Source organism: Emticicia aquatica, assembly GCF_923079645.1.
Classification (GTDB): domain Bacteria; phylum Bacteroidota; class Bacteroidia; order Cytophagales; family Spirosomataceae; genus Emticicia; species Emticicia aquatica.
In genome coordinates this window covers 1,770,489-1,786,587 of record NZ_CAKLPY010000001.1, presented here as the reverse complement: position 1 = coordinate 1,786,587, position 16,099 = coordinate 1,770,489, and the positions used below count along the sequence as shown (strand labels likewise).

Genomic DNA, 16,099 nt, shown 5'->3' with positions numbered 1-16,099 from the left:
TAATTTGGTTTTTGAAAAAAAATGACGTGATTCGCATCAAATTAATCATAGGATTTAGAATCATTGAAAATGAAATTAGTTTTTATGATTTTATATCCGAATTCCTAATAAATGACACGAATTGCAATTTTTGCTTCTGGTTCGGGAAGTAATGCCGAAAGGTTAACTACATTTTTTGCCGAGAATAAATCGGTTAGTATTGAGTTTTTTCTTTCAAACAATCCAACAGCGGGAGTGATTGAACGTGGAAGAAGGCTTGGAGTTCCAACTATTTTGTTTGATAAAAAGACATTTACAAAAACTGATAAAATTGTTGAATTGCTACAAAAACAACAAATAGATTTGATTATTTTGGCTGGTTTTTTGTGGTTGATACCAGAAAACTTGGTAAAAGCATTTCCAAATAAAATCATTAATATTCATCCTGCTTTATTGCCAAAATATGGAGGGAAAGGCATGTGGGGGCATTTTGTGCATGAAGCAGTTGTAGCGGCTGGTGAAAAAGAATCGGGAATTACGATTCATTATGTAAACGAACATTATGATGAAGGAAAAGTTATTTTTCAAGCAAAATGTGATGTTATTCCAAGCGATTCGCCTGAAGATGTGGCTTTTAAAGTACAAGCCCTTGAACATAAATATTTTCCAGAAGTTATTCAAAAAGTTATTCAATAAATGCCAGTTTTGCCTAAAAACTCAGATTATTTGCCACCAAAATGGCAGTTTAATGCCCATATTCAGACAATTTATCCAAGTCTTTTTCGTAAAATACCTGTTAATTACAAACGTGAAAGAGTTGAACTACAAGATGGTGATTTCTTAGATTTGGATTGGTCGTTTGTTGGACATACGCGAAGCAAAAAATTACTAATTGTTACGCATGGTTTAGAAGGAGATTCAACTCGTCACTATGTTACGGGCATGGTAAAAAAGTTCAACGACAACGGATATGACGGCTTGGGCTGGAATTGCAGAAGTTGTAGTGGAGAAATGAACCGATTGCCGAGATTTTATCATCATGGCGATGTAGATGATATTCGCTTTGTGGTAAATTATGCCATCGAAAAAAAACAGTACGACGAAGTCGTTTTGGTTGGTTTTAGTATGGGCGGGAGTATGACAGTTCGCTTGTTGGGGCAGCATCCTGAAAGTTTACCAAGCCAAGTTAAATTTGGCGTTGCGGTTTCTGTTCCTCTTGATTTACATACGTCGGTTTATGAATTATACAAACCAGGCCGAAGGTTTTACATGAAACGATTTATCAATAAATTAGGAAAAAAAATTAAGGAAAAATCTGCTCAACACCCGAATAATAATTTAGTTAGTTATGAAGGATATAAACAAATCAAAAACTTTGAGCAGTTTGATAACCGTTATACCGCTCGAATGTTTGGATTTCAAAATGCCCATGATTTTTACCAAAAAGCGGCTGCAAAACCTTTCTTAAATACGATAACTGTTCCTACTTTAATCATTCAGGCGATTAATGACCCGTTTTTATCGCCCGAATGTCTAAATTTGGGAGAAGCAGAAAATAATCCAAACGTGTACTTGCAATTACTTAAATTTGGTGGTCATGTTGGTTTTATGTTGCCAAATTCTGATGAAACTTGGGTTGAACGCCGTGTAATAGAATTTATAAATGAGCGAAAATCAATAAAGATAGATGAATAAATTTGAGAAAATTTTAAGAACTACATTTTTAAATAATTCACTTGAAAACTGGCTTTGGTTTCTTGGAATTTTGTTGATCGGTTGGTTTTTTAAAAGAATGTTTTCTGTTTTAGTTAGTAGAATAGCTTATCGACTAATCAAGCAGGAAACACAAAATGTGCCCGCAGCTAATTTTGTTGATTTATTAAGACGCCCAGTTGAATTTATCATTACTTTACTTATTATTTACTCTGCTGTCGATGAAATCACTTTTCCACGGAAATGGAGAATTATCCCTTTCGGAAAAATGAGAGTAAGTGAATTTGCAGATAAATTGCTCGATACGTTATTTGTTGTTGCAATTACATGGATTATTATTCGCTTAGTGAAATTTTTTGCTTTGGTTTTCCTGAAAAGAGCTGAAGAAAATGAGACAAAAACTGACGAACATTTAGTGCCTTTTTTTCGAGATATTATTATTGCTCTGATTGTTTTTTGCTCTTTTTTCTTGATTTTAGGCTTTGTTTTTCGACAAGATGTAATAAGTTTGATTACAGGATTAGGAATTGGTGGAGTTGCATTGGCATTGGCGGCTCGGGCAACTTTAGAAAACCTTTTTGCTTCGTTTACGCTATTTACAGAGCAACCATTTATCGTTGGCGATGATATTGAATTAGATAAGATGGTTGGAAAAGTGGAGAAAGTAGGCTTTCGAAGTACTCGTATTCGCCATGTTGATGGGAGTTTAATTATTGTTCCCAATCAAATGTTAGTTTCACAAACGTTAAACAATCTTTCTGAGCGAAAAGACCGTAGGCATAAGTTTTTTATTCGATTAAAACTTGAAACGCCAATCGAAAAAATAAAAAAAGTTATTCAAGATATTCAACAATTACTTGATAATCATGCACTTACTACCGAACACGAAGGTCACGTTAAATTTGACGAAATTGGAGATTATTCAGTAAATTTAATAGTTGTTTTCTTTGCCTCAACACCCGATTATTGGGAAAGTAAATCAATTCGTGAGGAAATGAATTATCTAATTGGTAATATTTTAAAAGAAAATTCTGTTGAATTGGCAACACCGACAACAACACTTTTTGGAATTACTGATGATAAAAATATTGATAGCGATTATTGATATTATCGTTTAACGCAATTTTATCTCATAAAGATTAATAAAAATTAATAGAAATAATCTTGAAAAATTTGTTTTTACAAATAAAAGGTCATATTATTGCATTCAAATCCATCGAAACACTTCAATCGGCTCACTTGTTCTCAGAATCAAGCATCTTTGAATCAGCCAATTGTATCCAACAAAATTTCCAGTTTTTTTCGAGTAATCCCCGAGTATTTGAATAAATTCTATGAATTCTTGGAAGTGTCTTTTCCGTAATACATCTAGTAATATCTAACCGCTTATCATAGTAACGTTTTGTTAATTCTCTCGTATGTACACATCAGAAGAACTGAATCTTAAACTTCTTTCGGAGTTAAGGAAAATTTGTATCGAGTTAGGCATTAAAGATGTCAGAACTGCGTCCAAAACTGAGTTAATTGAAAAGATTTTGGAGCATCAACCCAATGATTCCCTATTCAATAAACCAAAAGAAGTGGCAATAGCTGAACCAATTATTCCACAAAAGCCACTTTTCAATGACGATAAAACATTGAAGGGACGTAAAAGATTGCCCAAAACTGATGAAAAACCGGTTGAAAATAAAGTAATTGAAACGACTACAACAGTTGTGCCTGTGCAAACTTCAGAAAAAGGTTCTCATAAAAATGAAGTTCACCCCAAAAACGAAAATAAACAGTCATCAGAACCAACTCAAAACTCAGGTCAGGAAACATTCACAGATATGAATGTAAGTGATGAAGAACCAGTTTTGAATTTGGAAGAACCAGCGGATTTTGATTTGGCAGCTATTGATGCTGAAATGAGCGAATTTGCAAGGTTGACTGACGAAATCATTCCTGAAATTCCTGAGCCAAAAGAAGATAAACGCTACGTTGATACTTACACAAAAGATATTAAAAAGCAGTTCAATAATTTAATCAAAGAATTTGATGGTATTATTGAAAATGAAGGCGTACTCGAAATTATGCAAGAAGGTGGATACGGTTTCTTGCGTTCGGCAGATTATAATTATTTGGCTAGTCCAGATGATATTTATGTTTCTCCTTCTCAAATTAAACTTTTTGGACTAAAAACAGGCGATACAGTTAAAGGAGCTATCCGACCACCGAAAGAAGGTGAAAAATATTTTGCATTATTAAGAGTACTTTCTGTCAATGGAAAAACAACTGAAGAAATTCGGGACCGTATTCCATTTGAATATTTAACTCCTCTTTTTCCAGAAGAACAAATCAAATTAAGTAGCCGTTCGGATATTTATTCTACTCGAGTACTTGATTTATTTGCACCAATCGGAAAAGGTCAACGTGGAATGATTGTGGCACAACCAAAAACAGGTAAAACGGTTTTGCTGAAAGAAATTGCCAATGCAATTACTCGTAATCATCCTGAAGTTTATTTGATTATTTTGTTAATTGATGAGCGTCCAGAAGAAGTAACGGATATGCAGCGTAGTGTGCGTGCAGAGGTTATTGCTTCTACTTTTGATGAAACAGCCGACCGTCATGTAAAAGTTTCTGGTGTTGTTTTAGAAAAAGCAAAGCGTTTAGTAGAATGTGGACATGACGTTGTAATTTTACTTGACTCGATTACACGTTTGGCTCGTGCTTATAATACGGTCATTCCTTCTTCAGGTAAAATTCTTTCAGGTGGTGTTGATGCCAATGCCCTGCACAAACCAAAACGTTTCTTTGGTGCAGCTCGTAATGTGGAAAATGGTGGTTCATTGACTATTATTGCTACAGCATTGATTGATACAGGTTCAAAAATGGATGAAGTTATTTTTGAGGAATTTAAAGGAACAGGTAACATGGAGCTTCAACTTGACCGTAAATTATCTAATAAACGAGTATATCCTGCCATTGATATTTTGGCTTCTGGAACTCGTCGAGAAGATTTATTGATGGATAAAGATACGCTTCAAAAAGTTTGGTTATTGCGTAAGTACATGGCTGATATGAATCCAATGGAAACTATGGAGTTTTTGTTGGATAAAATGAAAGGAACTCGTAATAATGAAGAGTTTTTGTTGACAATGAATAGATAAGAAGACTATTAAGAGTTCTTAATAATCTTCTTAGAACGAATAACATCATCTTGATTGACGATGACAAAATATATGCCTTCTGGAAGCCCTGCTAAATCAAAATCATGCAGGGCTTTTTCATGTATTCCTTCTTGAAGGATTTTTCCAGATAAATTAGAAAGCTGATATTGAGTTTCGATTCCTGGTGGAACTTTTACATAAACTTTCTCATCGGGTTCGTTATAATAAATAACTAATTCGTCTTTGGTCATTCTTGTTAAATTTTACTTTTGAGACAAAAACAATTCATCCCTATTTAATTCTTAATTATTTTGGTTGTTCTCGTAATACCTTTTTGAATAATTTGAATAAAATACATTCCTGTTTGGAAATGGGTTAAATCAATGGTTAACTCTTGCTCTTTCGTTTGTGTTGAAAACATTGTTTGTCTCCACAAATCTTCGATAGCAATATTTGTTTTTTCACCGTTAAGTTTCACCGTAATTTTATCTGAAGTTGGATTTGGATAAATTTGAAAACTCTTATTATCGGTCAAAATCTCGTTGGCTGTAATCGTTGCAAATCCTTTCCATGGAACAAGGTTTTCTTCTGGAGCTGGCAATTTTACATTAGTATAGATATGAAATTCTCCCGCTGCCAAACTAATTACTGGATTGTTTTCACTGACAATAATCTCTTGACCAGTAAAATAATCAAACCATTTCCCTGTCGATTCAAAGTTGATATTGCCAATTTCAGCGTTTAAACCAAAATTAGCAATAATACGAACATTCATAGAACTATGATTCATTGCCACTTGTTTAATCAAACCGCTTGATGATTCTTTAAAATCTTTTGTGTTAAAAGCCGCTTGTGTCGTTTTAAGCTTGATTAATTCTGAATAAACTTTAAATAATTTTAGTCGATTTTCGTCTTTTAAATATTCCCATTTTTGTGGTTTATTTCCAGTTCTACCATTAAAATCAATACTAATATCGTAGCCAAATTCACCAAATTGCCACAACATTTTTGGTCCTGGATAAGCAAAAAATAAAGCTGCAGCAGCTTTTGACCGCTCAAGAATGGTATTTAGGTTTTTAACTTCATTTTTGCCATTTGTTAGAGCATCATAAACAATTCTTTCCTCATCATGGCTTTCCATGTAACTCACCATGTTTGCTTCTTGCCAACCTCGACTTTGGTAATTCAAGCCATTTAAGCTATTATTTGTGCCTTTAATGATATTTCTAATGTTTCCATTGACATTTCCCCAAAGCATAAAACCATAATTTGCCAATTCAACTTCTTCGCTATTATCAGCAAAATGTTCCAAAATCAAATAACAATCTTTGTCATAAGCCCGAATTTTATCGTAAAAACGTTTTAAAATTTTAATTCTACTGGCGTCGTATTGCCCCCATAAACCAACATTTGGGTCGGATTTTATTTGTGTAAACCCTTTTGATAAATCAAAACGATAACCATCAATTTTATATTCCGTTAGCCAAAACTCTAAAACTTTGTCAAAATAAGTTTGAGTTGTAGTACTTTCGTGGTTAAAATCATAAAAAACCGAAAATGGATGTGTGGCATTTTGATTAAAAAATGGACTATCTGCCGAAGGCTGAAAACCATTCCAATAACTTTTCACATAAGGAAATTCAAAATCTGCATGATTGAAAACCACATCAAAAATCACCGAAATACCGTTTTCATGGCATTTGTCAATCAAATATTTTAAATCATCCTTTGTACCATAAGCTTTGTCAGGAGCGGTATAATAAGTCGGATTATATCCCCAAGATTCGTTGGCCGTAAATTCATTAATCGGCATTAGTTCGATTGAATTGATACCAAGTTTCTGGAAGTAAGCCATTGAATCGGCCACATCACTGTACTTTCGGGAAGCAGTAAAATCACGTACTAATAATTCATAAATAACCAATTTTTCTTTTGCTGGACGTTTAAAATTTGTGACTTTCCAATTATAATTGGTTTGACCAGTTTGAAAAATAGATACCGTACCGCCAAAAGAATTTTCTGAAGGATAGCTTTTTAAATTCGGATAAGTACTAGAAGAAATCGAGCTATCAAATTTTGGGTCAAGAATTTTCTCACAAAATGGGTCACCAACGGCTATTTTTCCATCAATCAAATATTGAAATGCATATTCTTTTCCTTTTTCTAAGTTATTGATAGTGAGCCAATAGCGATTGCCATCTGGTGTTTGATTCATTAAATATTTTGAGTCAATTTGCCATTTATTAAAATCACCAATTAAGTAAACAAAACTTTTCTGAGGTATAAAAAAAGAAAGTGTAACGGTATTATCATTGATATAATTGATGCCGTCTTTGATGTTGGGAGGCAGATTCAAAACTGAAATTTTTGGTTTAAATATAAATTGTAATTGATCTGAAATAACGTCTTTTCCGCTAATAATTGTAAGTAACATTTTGCTGACTGTTGTGCTTACCGATGCAGAATCTACATTATTAAATTCTTTTGTTTGTCCATTATTGAAAATGATTTTATCAACTGTTTTTGAGGTTTTAACTTTTACATTGATAGTTTCATTTTCCTCAAAAACTTTATTTGCGTCTGGTTCTATGAGTTTATAATACAACTTATCATCGTACAAATTCAAAATAAAATCTTCAGTTTGGGCTTTTCCATCTCCACTTTTAAGTAATAACCCAAGCTTTTTTATTAATTTATCACTTGGAACTTTGAAAAAAAATCGGGGTTTCAGTCGAATGCTCCAACGGTCTTTTCCTAAAGAAGTCATTTTTCCAGCTTCAAAAGGTACATTAAAATTTGTTTGTCCTGTGGGCTGATATTCAAATGCATTATCATTTGTACCTGCACCTGACCAAAGATAAACATCGGTAGTTTTTCCTAAAAGACCAGTGGCACGGTTATCTTTTGATTGTTTTAAATCAAAAATAATTGTTATTTCTTTATCACCATTCGGAAAAGAAAGGTCTGTCGTAACTAATTGACTAAAAGAACTTTGTAAAGAAAAAATGACAATAAAGCCGACAAAAAAAATGTGTTTCATTATGACTTTTAGATTAAAGTATCATTATAATATATCTTTAATTTCGGATAACATACTTTTCTAAAGCTTCATATACACGATGAATTGGTAGCCCCATGACAGTATAAAACGAACCTTCTATTTTCGTGATACCAATCATGCCAATAAAATCTTGTACACCATAAGCACCAGCTTTATCGAAGGGTTTACATTTATTGATGTAATAATCAATTTCCCAATCTGTTAATTCTTTGAATTGTACATTTGAAATATCAGCAAAACCAATAGTTTCTTCTTGAGTCATGATACAAACGCCTGTAATTACTTGATGAGTTTTTCCACTCAAAAGTTTTAACATTCGTTGTGCATCTGCAAAATCTAAAGGTTTATTAATGATTTGATTATCAACAACTACGACGGTATCTGCACATAAAATAATTTCATCGTTGAGGTCATTCCTAAAACAATCTGCTTTTACTTTTGCTAAATAAATAGGTACTTCTTCAACTGCCATTTCATCAGAAAAACTTTCATCAGTAGGAATTACTTTCACGGAAAAATCATATCCTGCATTTTGCATTATTTCTTTTCGTCGTGGTGAATTGGAAGCTAAAACTAATGGTTTTGATAATTTCATATTTTATTTTTTTTTCAAAAGGCGAAGTAAAGTATTTTCATTCAATAAATTGTAAGGAATTTTAATTGTATTTGATTTATTGATTGAATCGTCGGTTCATGATAGTTATAATTTTTGTTCCAAATTTAAACTGATTCATTGGCGAAAATTTTGCATATCGACTACTTTTAGAATAAAAAATAAGTAAATTTCGGAATGAAGTATTTGTTTATCATATTATTGTTTGTTACGCAGCATATTTTTGCCCAAAAAAGCTTTTTAGACAGCCTTAACAGTGGAAAATCTATTGAGGATAGTGTGATGTATGCAAAATTGAAACAAAAATTAAGTAAAAGTAAGGTTGGAAAGCAGGTTTATGGTACTTTATTTCGAGATGTATATAACACAAACAGCAATAAAAATGAAATAAGTCAGATTGAAATTAACCCTTTTGACAAGTATGATGGAAAAGTAATAGGTAAAATTTTCATTAGAAAACTCGAAATTTTCGGCCCTTCGGTTAATGATACCACCCGTAAAGGTAATCGAATTGAACATTTTGCAAGTAAATCGTTTCATTACAACACAAGAGAGACGGTTATTAGAAAATCATTTCTTCTTTTTAAGGAAGGCGATAAAATTAATCCACAAACTTTGAAAGATAATGAGCGTTTATTGAGAGCTAATCCGATTATACATGATGCCCGAATATTGATTTTAGAACGAAAAGATGTGAGTTGGGTAGTAGATGTGCTAGTAATTACACAAGATGTTTGGTCGATAAATTTTGATATTTCGGGTAGTAGTTTGAATGACTTTGCTTTTGGTGTTGAAGATAGAAATTTTCAAGGTCGAGGACATTCGTTGCTCAATAAAATTACTTGGCGAGGCAATGATCCTTACCAAAGGTTTGGCTGGCGAAGCATTTATACTGTGCCTTATTTTGGAAATAGTTTTATCACTGGTCAGATAAAATTGATTAACGAAAGAGATTTAACCCAATATTCAGCTCATATTTTTCGCCCTTTTCTAACAGTTGAAACCCATAATGCTGGTTCATTAGAGTTAGGTTATGCCAAAGTTTTAGAATACAAAAAGCTTTTTATCAATGGCATTGATAGTTCATTGGTTTTTCCAGTAAGCTATTTTTACTCTGATGCTTGGCTTGGACATGCTTTCAGATTGGATGCATCTAATCGGAATAAACAGTTGGTGGTTGCGATTAGAAGAAGCAATTATGAATACAGAAAACGGCCTGAAGTTAGGTCTGATTTCAATAAAATTTATTGGAATAGAACCACTTGGCTGGCTAGTGTTGGGTTTTCAAATCGAAATTACCAACGAGATTTCTTGATTTATGGCTATGGACGTACAGAGGATGTTCCAGTTGGAAATTTATTTGCTTTTACGCTAGGAACTGAAAATACTGAATTTGGTAATAGAAATTATGCTGGAATACAGTTTGCCAAAGGTAAATATTTACCTTCTGATAAGGGTTATTTTTATTTACTCGCCAATGCTGGCACTTACCTGAAACAAAAAGCAACGCAACAAGGAGTAATTGGCGTACAAAGTTTTTATTTTAGCCGTTTAATGAAAATTGCCAAATCTCAAACTCGGCAATTTATCAACATTGGTCTCACTTATGGAATTAATCGTGATGAATTGGATTATTTGAATATTAGTGGTAAAGATGGGATTTTGGGTGTAAATAGTGAAGGATTGAGAGGCGACAAAAGATTGACTTTTGGGTATGAATCAGTTTTGTTTTCTCATAAAAGTATTGTGGGTTTTAGGGTTGCATATTTCGGATTTGTCAATTTAGGCTTAGTCAGTTTGAAAGATAAACTGCTGATAGAGAGTAAATTGTATCAAGGATATGGCGTTGGATTGAGACTAAGAAATGAAAATCTCACTTTTAATACATTTCAAATTCGGCTTGGCTATTATCCTAATATTCCAAATATTTCTTCAGCATTTAGATTTGCATTTGATGGTTCACAGCCATTGAAACTTCGTGATTTTGATATTTCAGCTCCAACAATTTTACCATTAAGATAATTTTTTTTAATAATTATGAACTTTAATTAATAAGTTATTGTATTATATGTAGTAACATATATTGTTAATGTATTATATTTGCATTATTACAATAAACAAATATGAATATATGTCAATCGAAAAGGATATAAAACAGCAGAAACCGTTTAAAAGCTCTTACCAAAAGCTAGTTGTGAATATCATGTACACAGCAAACTGGATGAATTCTGACCAACAATCATTGCTGAAACCATTTGATTTATCGGCTCAGCAATATAATGTTTTGAGAATTTTGCGTGGCCAATATCCAAATCCTATTACAGTTAATGGAATTATTGAGCGAATGCTAGATAAAATGTCGAATGCTTCTCGATTAGTTGATAAGCTTTTGCTGAAAGGTTTTGTTTCGAGATGTGACAATGTTGATGACCGTCGTGCTTGTGATATTAGAATCACAGAATCTGGTACTGAGATTTTAATGCAAATTGATAAAGTACAGAGCGAGTGGGAGAAAGGCAATTCTATGAATCATTTGACGGAAGAAGAAGCCGAAGTGTTAAGCCGTCTTTTAGACAAGCTTCGTGGAAGTGAGGATTAGTGTTTATTTTATTCCATATTTGAGTATTTTTTTATTTATTATATTTTTCTTAATCCAAATTTAGTTCAAAAATGAAAGTTGTTAAAAATTTAATGTTTGTGGCTTTCGCTGCATTGGTAAGTGTTTCAGCAATGGCTGATGGTGGGAAAAAAGCTCCAGTAGCTTTGAAAGTTGATACAAAAGCGAGTTCTTTTAATTGGTTGGGTAAGAAATTTACTGGTGAACACAACGGAACAATCGGAATTCAAGGTGGAAGTTTAGTTGTAAATGGCGGAAAATTACAAGGTGGCGAATTTACAATTGATATGAAATCAATTAAATGTCTTGATTTGACAGATGCAGGTTATAACGCAAAATTAGTTGGACATTTATCTTCTCCTGATTTCTTTGATGTGACAAATTATCCAACAGCAAATTTGAAAATCAAAAAAGCAACTGCTAAAAATGCTACTAATTATGATGTTACTGGTGATTTAACTATCAACGGTGTAACTCAATCAATTACATTTCCTGCTGTTATTGCTGTTGATTCAAAAGGTGCCGCTACTGCAAGTGCTAAATTTGAAATTGACCGTACAAAATTTGGTAGCAAATTTGGTTCAAAATCTTTCTTTGAATCAATTGGCGACAAAGTTATTTATGATAATTTCCAAGTTGATGTTAAAATTGTAGCTTCAAAATAATTTCATAAAATTGTTTTAGTTATATTTATTATTAAAAAAGCCACAGATGAGACAATCATTTGTGGCTTTTTTGTTTTAGATTTACACATTAATCAACACTATAAATCAAACGAAATGTCGTATAATCAACCAATGTTAAGAGAAGGCTCTTTAGATGGAAAAACGTTTATTGTGACGGGTGGTGGAACTGGACTCGGTAAAGCAATGACCAAATATTTTCTTGAACTTGGAGCAAATGTAGTAATAACGAGTAGGAAATTAGCTGTTTTGGAAGAAACAGCCCATGAATTGACAAAAGAAACAGGCGGGAAAATATTGCCAATTGCTTGTGATGTACGAGATTATGGAGCAATTGAAGCAATGAAAGATAAAACCCTTGCGGAGTTCGGTCAAATTAATGGTTTACTCAATAACGCTGCTGGAAATTTTATTTCTCCGACCGAACGTCTTTCGCATAGAGCGATTGATACTGTTGTTGATATTGTTTTAAAAGGAAGTTATTATACAACACTTGCTTTGGGAAAACATTGGATTGAACAAAAACAAAAAGCAACTGTTTTGAGTATCGTCACAACATATGCTAGTACAGGTTCGGCTTTTGTGGTACCCTCAGCGATGGCGAAAGCTGGGGTTTTGGCGATGACTCGCAGTTTGGCTGTAGAATGGGCAAAGTATGGTATTCGTTTCAATGCTATTGCACCAGGGCCTTTTCCAACAAAAGGTGCTTGGGATAGGCTATTTCCAGTAGAAGCTTTTCCTGAACATTTGCGTGAACGGTTTTCTGATTATGGAAATGTGCCACTAAAAAGAGTTGGAGAACACCAAGAATTGGCTAATTTAGCGGCTTATTTAATGTCTGACTTTTCTTCGTATATTAATGGAGAAGTGGTTACTATTGATGGGGGAGAGTGGCTGAATGGAGCGGGAGAGTTCAATCACTTGAATGAAATTCCAAATGAAATGTGGGATATAATTCAGGCAGTTATCAAGTCAAATACCAAAAATAAGAAAGATTAACGTTTATTTAACAACGAAAGATGAGATTCTCCTCATCTTTCGTTGTCTTTTTTAAACCTGTTACTTGATAATCTGAATTCCATGACAACCACGAGGCATAAAAAGCTTAAAATCTTGTTTTTGTAAACTTGGTTTATCGCCATTGTGAACTTTCCAAAACTCAATGCCGCCGAAATGTTTACCAAAATTGTAGTAATCAAATACAGATACAGCAATATTTTGCCCTGAATTATCAAAAATCACACTTTTAGGCAGAATCCCTTCAAAATCATAATCGCCAGCATTGCTAAGCATTCCATCATTGGCTAATTTATATAAAGATAATGAAGCTTTTTTATTTAGCTCTGAACTTTCCCAAGAATAGTACGTTTGTTTAGCATTAATAACCACAACTAAATTTCCGTTAGGGCTAATTGCAAATCCTGTTGGCTTTTCGCCTAACCTTGTTTTTGTGATTAAAAAATGGTCACCATTTCCATCCAGATTAAACTTTAGAACAAACATATCTCCTGTAATTTCAGAATCAGGTTTAGTGCCAAGAGGTATTTTTAAATCAGGAACTAGATAAAATTTCCCATCAGGTGTAAATTGTCCAGCACTAGGTAAAGTTCCCACTTTTAAAGTACGACCAATGACATCAAGTCTGATAATTTTTGTGGTTGGACCATCACGAGTTACTTTTAAAAGTCCAATTTCTTTAGACTCTTCCATCGTGAAAACCAAATAATTATTATTTGGATGCCAAGTAATATCAGTTACTTTTCCTTCAGGAAAATCTTGTGGCTTGTTGATTATTCTAACAGGCTTACCCGCTGTATCTAGCTCTAATATTTGAAATTCTTTACCTGTTTCTTCACTACAAATAGCTAAATATTCTCCATTTGGACTAATATCAACCGATAAAGGGTTTTTGCCTGTTGGAAATTTATATAAAATTTTAGGCTGATTGACATCACTTATATCTACAACTGATATAAAACCACCAGCAGGAAAGTCAGTATTTATACTTCTTACTTCGGTCGTATTATCAGGAATTGAACCTCGACTTTCAATCACATAAGCAATATGATTAATCGGAGAAATAGCCATCGCTCTTCCCGAATTAATAGCGGAGTTAGATACAACGATGTTTTTCAATTCATCACCATACTTCTCAATTGGAAATTTAATTGTAGAAAAAACATCTTTACTACCTTTTTCCTTGAATATCTTTCCATCAAAGAAAGCAGAAGCCGCCATATCAGCATCTGAAATGGCAATAATACCTTTGGCATCAAAGCTTAATTTTTGCGAAAATGAATGAATACTTGTTAAAATTAATAAAGATATAAGTAGTTTTTTCATGTGAAATAAGGACATAGCGAAGACTTTATCGCAATTGTTTGACTGCAAATTTCTAAAAAAACAGCAAGTTTTAGAAGGTTTTTACTAAAAATTAACTTTCAACATCGTAAACTTGTACTTTTTGCCATAAATGCGAGCAATTATTAATGAAAATATAATGGTCTGGATGAACTTGATACGCATCTTGGTCAGCGGCATTATCAAATATAAAAGTAAGAGAAAAGCTATACGATGAGTCAATTACCTCACGGTTAGTATTGGCTGGACGGCCTACATAAGCAGTTTTGATTAAATCAATTTTTGAAAGTTCTTTAAGTCCTTCATGTAAAGCATTTTGATGTGCTTCGTTATCTTTTTCTTTTAACCAAAAAAATACGGTGTGAACCACTCCTGTTTTTAAATTTGCCATTGTAAAAAAAGTTAATTATTAGAAAATTATGTATTTAGAGCCTTGATAGTGCGACAATTATTTATTTGGAATTACCAAAGAAAGATAATGTTCCTAGTAAAAATGATTGTACAGATGAACCATGGTCGCCTCCTTGAATTGGGATTAATTGTACATTTGATGCACCTCTTTTCTGCATTGCGTCAAAAGCAGTTTGTGAATTAAAATAAGGAACATATTTGTCGGCTGTTCCATGATATAGTTGGGTTGGTGTTTTAGGTTTCCAATCAAAAACATCATTATCTTTAACTGCGTTCAATAATGCAGTATCTGTTCCTTCATTTACACCTTTTTTTACGGCATCACTTAAAATTGTAGTTAAACTACCTGATATTCTTGCATTTTGCTGCTCTTTTTGGATTTGAGCAGCATAAACAGCAGCAAAATAATCTGTCATCGGGCGATTAAGCTTGTAAACACGGTCATAAGTTAAAAGTACCCAAATGTATGAAGCATTGTGTTGCGGATCACCACTCGAAGGCATAGTTGCTAATGTTTTAAAGCTTAATGATTTATTATATGCTCCAGCACCACAACTTGACGCTTTTAAATTAAATTCTGATGGAGCTTCTTCCTCAATTTTCTTCTGAAGAGACATAGTTGCGTACCCACCTTCTGAATATCCCGCAATAAATAGATTTTTATTCCAATTGACTTTTTCTTTAGCAATCATTTCTTTGGCCGCTCTCAACATATCCAAACTTGCAGAAGCTAAACCTTCACGATGCTCATAAGTGTGAGGGAGGTTATTTGAAGAGCCATATCCTATATAATCGGGTGCAACAACGATGTAACCAATTGTGGCCAGCACAGATGCAATAGTGCCTTCACCGTCAGCCGTAAAATAAGATGGTGCTTGTTTATCATCGAAGATTGTTCCATGTTGATAGCTTACAAGCGGCAAAGGGTCAGGGAATACACTGCTTGATGGAATAATCAATGCCCCCGAAGCTTGAATTTCAGTACCGTCAGTGTTTTTTGTCTTATAAACGATTTTATATTGTTTTACTCCTGAACGAATAAAAAGTGATGCTTGAGAGCCTAAACTTGAGCCTAGTGTCGTAATTAATTGTTCTTTGGTGAGTTCTTTTACTAAAGTTGAACTTACTAAAACTACAGGTTGTGGATCATTTTCTGTTGTAGTTTTACTACATGACCATGTTACAATAACTAGAGTAAAAGAAATGATAAAGTATTTGAAGAATGATGTTTTCATGTATATTTTAGATTGTGTAACATATTTCAAAAGATAAACTTGTCGTTTACGAATTATATTGCAAGTTACCAAAAAATAATAATAAGCGAAAAGTGAAAAAGCTTAATAATCGTTTGATTATCAAGCTTTTAATTTAGTGGAGGAGATGGGATTCGAACCCACGACCCCTTGCATGCCATGCAAATACTCTAACCAGCTGAGCTACACCCCCAAATTACTAATAAATGAATCTACGACCACTTTTATGCCATCGGTACGACGCTTCAGCAAATAT

14 protein-coding genes and 1 tRNA gene are annotated in these 16,099 nt (G+C 33.3%); 8 read left to right on the top strand and 7 right to left on the bottom strand.

What is annotated here, in order from left to right:
* Nucleotides 1-111 precede the first annotated feature (111 nt).
* From purN to rho, 4 genes are all read left to right on the top strand, one after another.
* Nucleotides 112-675 carry a phosphoribosylglycinamide formyltransferase gene (purN, locus tag MJQ71_RS07700; protein ID WP_238805990.1) on the top strand — a complete coding sequence of 188 codons (564 nt, stop codon included), beginning with the start codon at nucleotides 112-114 and terminating at the stop codon, nucleotides 673-675.
* A complete protein-coding gene (locus tag MJQ71_RS07695; RefSeq protein ID WP_238805989.1) occupies nucleotides 676-1,674 on the top strand; it encodes a YheT family hydrolase in 999 nt (332 codons plus the stop codon).
* A complete protein-coding gene (locus MJQ71_RS07690; RefSeq protein WP_238805988.1) occupies nucleotides 1,667-2,797 on the top strand; it encodes a mechanosensitive ion channel family protein in 1,131 nt (376 codons plus the stop codon). The genes MJQ71_RS07695 and MJQ71_RS07690 overlap by 8 nt, the downstream gene beginning before the upstream one ends.
* A 313-nt stretch (nucleotides 2,798-3,110) precedes the next feature.
* Nucleotides 3,111-4,844: a transcription termination factor Rho gene (rho, locus tag MJQ71_RS07685; RefSeq protein WP_238805987.1), complete on the top strand. Its 1,734-nt coding sequence runs from the start codon at nucleotides 3,111-3,113 to the stop codon at nucleotides 4,842-4,844.
* 8 nt (nucleotides 4,845-4,852) lie between these two features.
* Here rho and MJQ71_RS07680 read toward each other — a convergent pair whose 3' ends face one another.
* The 3 genes from MJQ71_RS07680 to MJQ71_RS07670 are packed head-to-tail and all read right to left on the bottom strand — an operon-like array spanning nucleotide 4,853 to nucleotide 8,500.
* A complete protein-coding gene (locus tag MJQ71_RS07680) occupies nucleotides 4,853-5,095 on the bottom strand; it encodes a T9SS type A sorting domain-containing protein (protein ID WP_238805986.1) in 243 nt (80 codons plus the stop codon).
* Nucleotides 5,096-5,139: 44 nt separating this feature from the next.
* Entirely contained in the window at nucleotides 5,140-7,884 is a 2,745-nt protein-coding gene (locus tag MJQ71_RS07675; protein WP_238805985.1) for an alpha-amylase family glycosyl hydrolase, read from the bottom strand.
* Nucleotides 7,885-7,921: 37 nt separating this feature from the next.
* Nucleotides 7,922-8,500, bottom strand: coding sequence for a Maf family nucleotide pyrophosphatase (locus MJQ71_RS07670; protein WP_238805984.1), 579 nt, complete (start codon nucleotides 8,498-8,500; stop codon nucleotides 7,922-7,924).
* A 195-nt stretch (nucleotides 8,501-8,695) separates the two neighbouring features.
* Between MJQ71_RS07670 and MJQ71_RS07665 the strand changes: the two genes are divergently transcribed.
* The 4 genes from MJQ71_RS07665 to MJQ71_RS07650 all read left to right on the top strand — a co-directional run bounded on the left by MJQ71_RS07665 (nucleotide 8,696) and on the right by MJQ71_RS07650 (nucleotide 12,817).
* Entirely contained in the window at nucleotides 8,696-10,540 is a 1,845-nt protein-coding gene (locus MJQ71_RS07665) for a BamA/TamA family outer membrane protein (protein WP_238805983.1), read from the top strand.
* 109 nt (nucleotides 10,541-10,649) lie between these two features.
* Complete coding sequence (locus tag MJQ71_RS07660) at nucleotides 10,650-11,117, top strand: MarR family winged helix-turn-helix transcriptional regulator (protein ID WP_238805982.1); 468 nt, start codon at nucleotides 10,650-10,652, stop codon at nucleotides 11,115-11,117.
* A 71-nt stretch (nucleotides 11,118-11,188) separates the two neighbouring features.
* Complete coding sequence (locus MJQ71_RS07655; protein ID WP_238805981.1) at nucleotides 11,189-11,800, top strand: YceI family protein; 612 nt, start codon at nucleotides 11,189-11,191, stop codon at nucleotides 11,798-11,800.
* Nucleotides 11,801-11,914: 114 nt separating this feature from the next.
* Nucleotides 11,915-12,817: an SDR family oxidoreductase gene (locus MJQ71_RS07650; RefSeq protein WP_238805980.1), complete on the top strand. Its 903-nt coding sequence runs from the start codon at nucleotides 11,915-11,917 to the stop codon at nucleotides 12,815-12,817.
* 60 nt (nucleotides 12,818-12,877) lie between these two features.
* Here MJQ71_RS07650 and MJQ71_RS07645 read toward each other — a convergent pair whose 3' ends face one another.
* The 4 genes from MJQ71_RS07645 to MJQ71_RS07630 form a co-directional block, all read right to left on the bottom strand.
* Nucleotides 12,878-14,161 carry a YncE family protein gene (locus tag MJQ71_RS07645; protein ID WP_238805979.1) on the bottom strand — a complete coding sequence of 428 codons (1,284 nt, stop codon included), beginning with the start codon at nucleotides 14,159-14,161 and terminating at the stop codon, nucleotides 12,878-12,880.
* Nucleotides 14,162-14,252: 91 nt separating this feature from the next.
* Nucleotides 14,253-14,570 (bottom strand): Dabb family protein, encoded by a 318-nt coding sequence (locus MJQ71_RS07640; RefSeq protein WP_238805978.1) that lies wholly within the window; start codon nucleotides 14,568-14,570, stop codon nucleotides 14,253-14,255.
* Between the two features lie 61 nt (nucleotides 14,571-14,631).
* Nucleotides 14,632-15,825: an alpha/beta hydrolase family protein gene (locus MJQ71_RS07635; RefSeq protein WP_238805977.1), complete on the bottom strand. Its 1,194-nt coding sequence runs from the start codon at nucleotides 15,823-15,825 to the stop codon at nucleotides 14,632-14,634.
* Between the two features lie 137 nt (nucleotides 15,826-15,962).
* A tRNA-Ala gene (locus MJQ71_RS07630) sits at nucleotides 15,963-16,036 on the bottom strand.
* Nucleotides 16,037-16,099 lie beyond the last annotated feature (63 nt).

Excerpts from the sequence above, each read along its gene's own strand:
- purN (WP_238805990.1), top strand. The coding sequence starts at position 112 with ATGACACGAATTGCAATTTTTGCTTCTGGTTCGGGAAGTAATGCCGAA.
- MJQ71_RS07695 (WP_238805989.1), top strand. The coding sequence starts at position 676 with ATGCCAGTTTTGCCTAAAAACTCAGATTATTTGCCACCAAAATGGCAG.
- MJQ71_RS07690 (WP_238805988.1), top strand. The coding sequence starts at position 1,667 with ATGAATAAATTTGAGAAAATTTTAAGAACTACATTTTTAAATAATTCA.
- rho (WP_238805987.1), top strand. The coding sequence starts at position 3,111 with ATGTACACATCAGAAGAACTGAATCTTAAACTTCTTTCGGAGTTAAGG.
- MJQ71_RS07680 (WP_238805986.1), bottom strand. The coding sequence starts at position 5,095 with ATGACCAAAGACGAATTAGTTATTTATTATAACGAACCCGATGAGAAA.
- MJQ71_RS07675 (WP_238805985.1), bottom strand. The coding sequence starts at position 7,884 with ATGAAACACATTTTTTTTGTCGGCTTTATTGTCATTTTTTCTTTACAA.
- MJQ71_RS07670 (WP_238805984.1), bottom strand. The coding sequence starts at position 8,500 with ATGAAATTATCAAAACCATTAGTTTTAGCTTCCAATTCACCACGACGA.
- MJQ71_RS07665 (WP_238805983.1), top strand. The coding sequence starts at position 8,696 with ATGAAGTATTTGTTTATCATATTATTGTTTGTTACGCAGCATATTTTT.
- MJQ71_RS07660 (WP_238805982.1), top strand. The coding sequence starts at position 10,650 with ATGTCAATCGAAAAGGATATAAAACAGCAGAAACCGTTTAAAAGCTCT.
- MJQ71_RS07655 (WP_238805981.1), top strand. The coding sequence starts at position 11,189 with ATGAAAGTTGTTAAAAATTTAATGTTTGTGGCTTTCGCTGCATTGGTA.
- MJQ71_RS07650 (WP_238805980.1), top strand. The coding sequence starts at position 11,915 with ATGTCGTATAATCAACCAATGTTAAGAGAAGGCTCTTTAGATGGAAAA.
- MJQ71_RS07645 (WP_238805979.1), bottom strand. The coding sequence starts at position 14,161 with ATGAAAAAACTACTTATATCTTTATTAATTTTAACAAGTATTCATTCA.
- MJQ71_RS07640 (WP_238805978.1), bottom strand. The coding sequence starts at position 14,570 with ATGGCAAATTTAAAAACAGGAGTGGTTCACACCGTATTTTTTTGGTTA.
- MJQ71_RS07635 (WP_238805977.1), bottom strand. The coding sequence starts at position 15,825 with ATGAAAACATCATTCTTCAAATACTTTATCATTTCTTTTACTCTAGTT.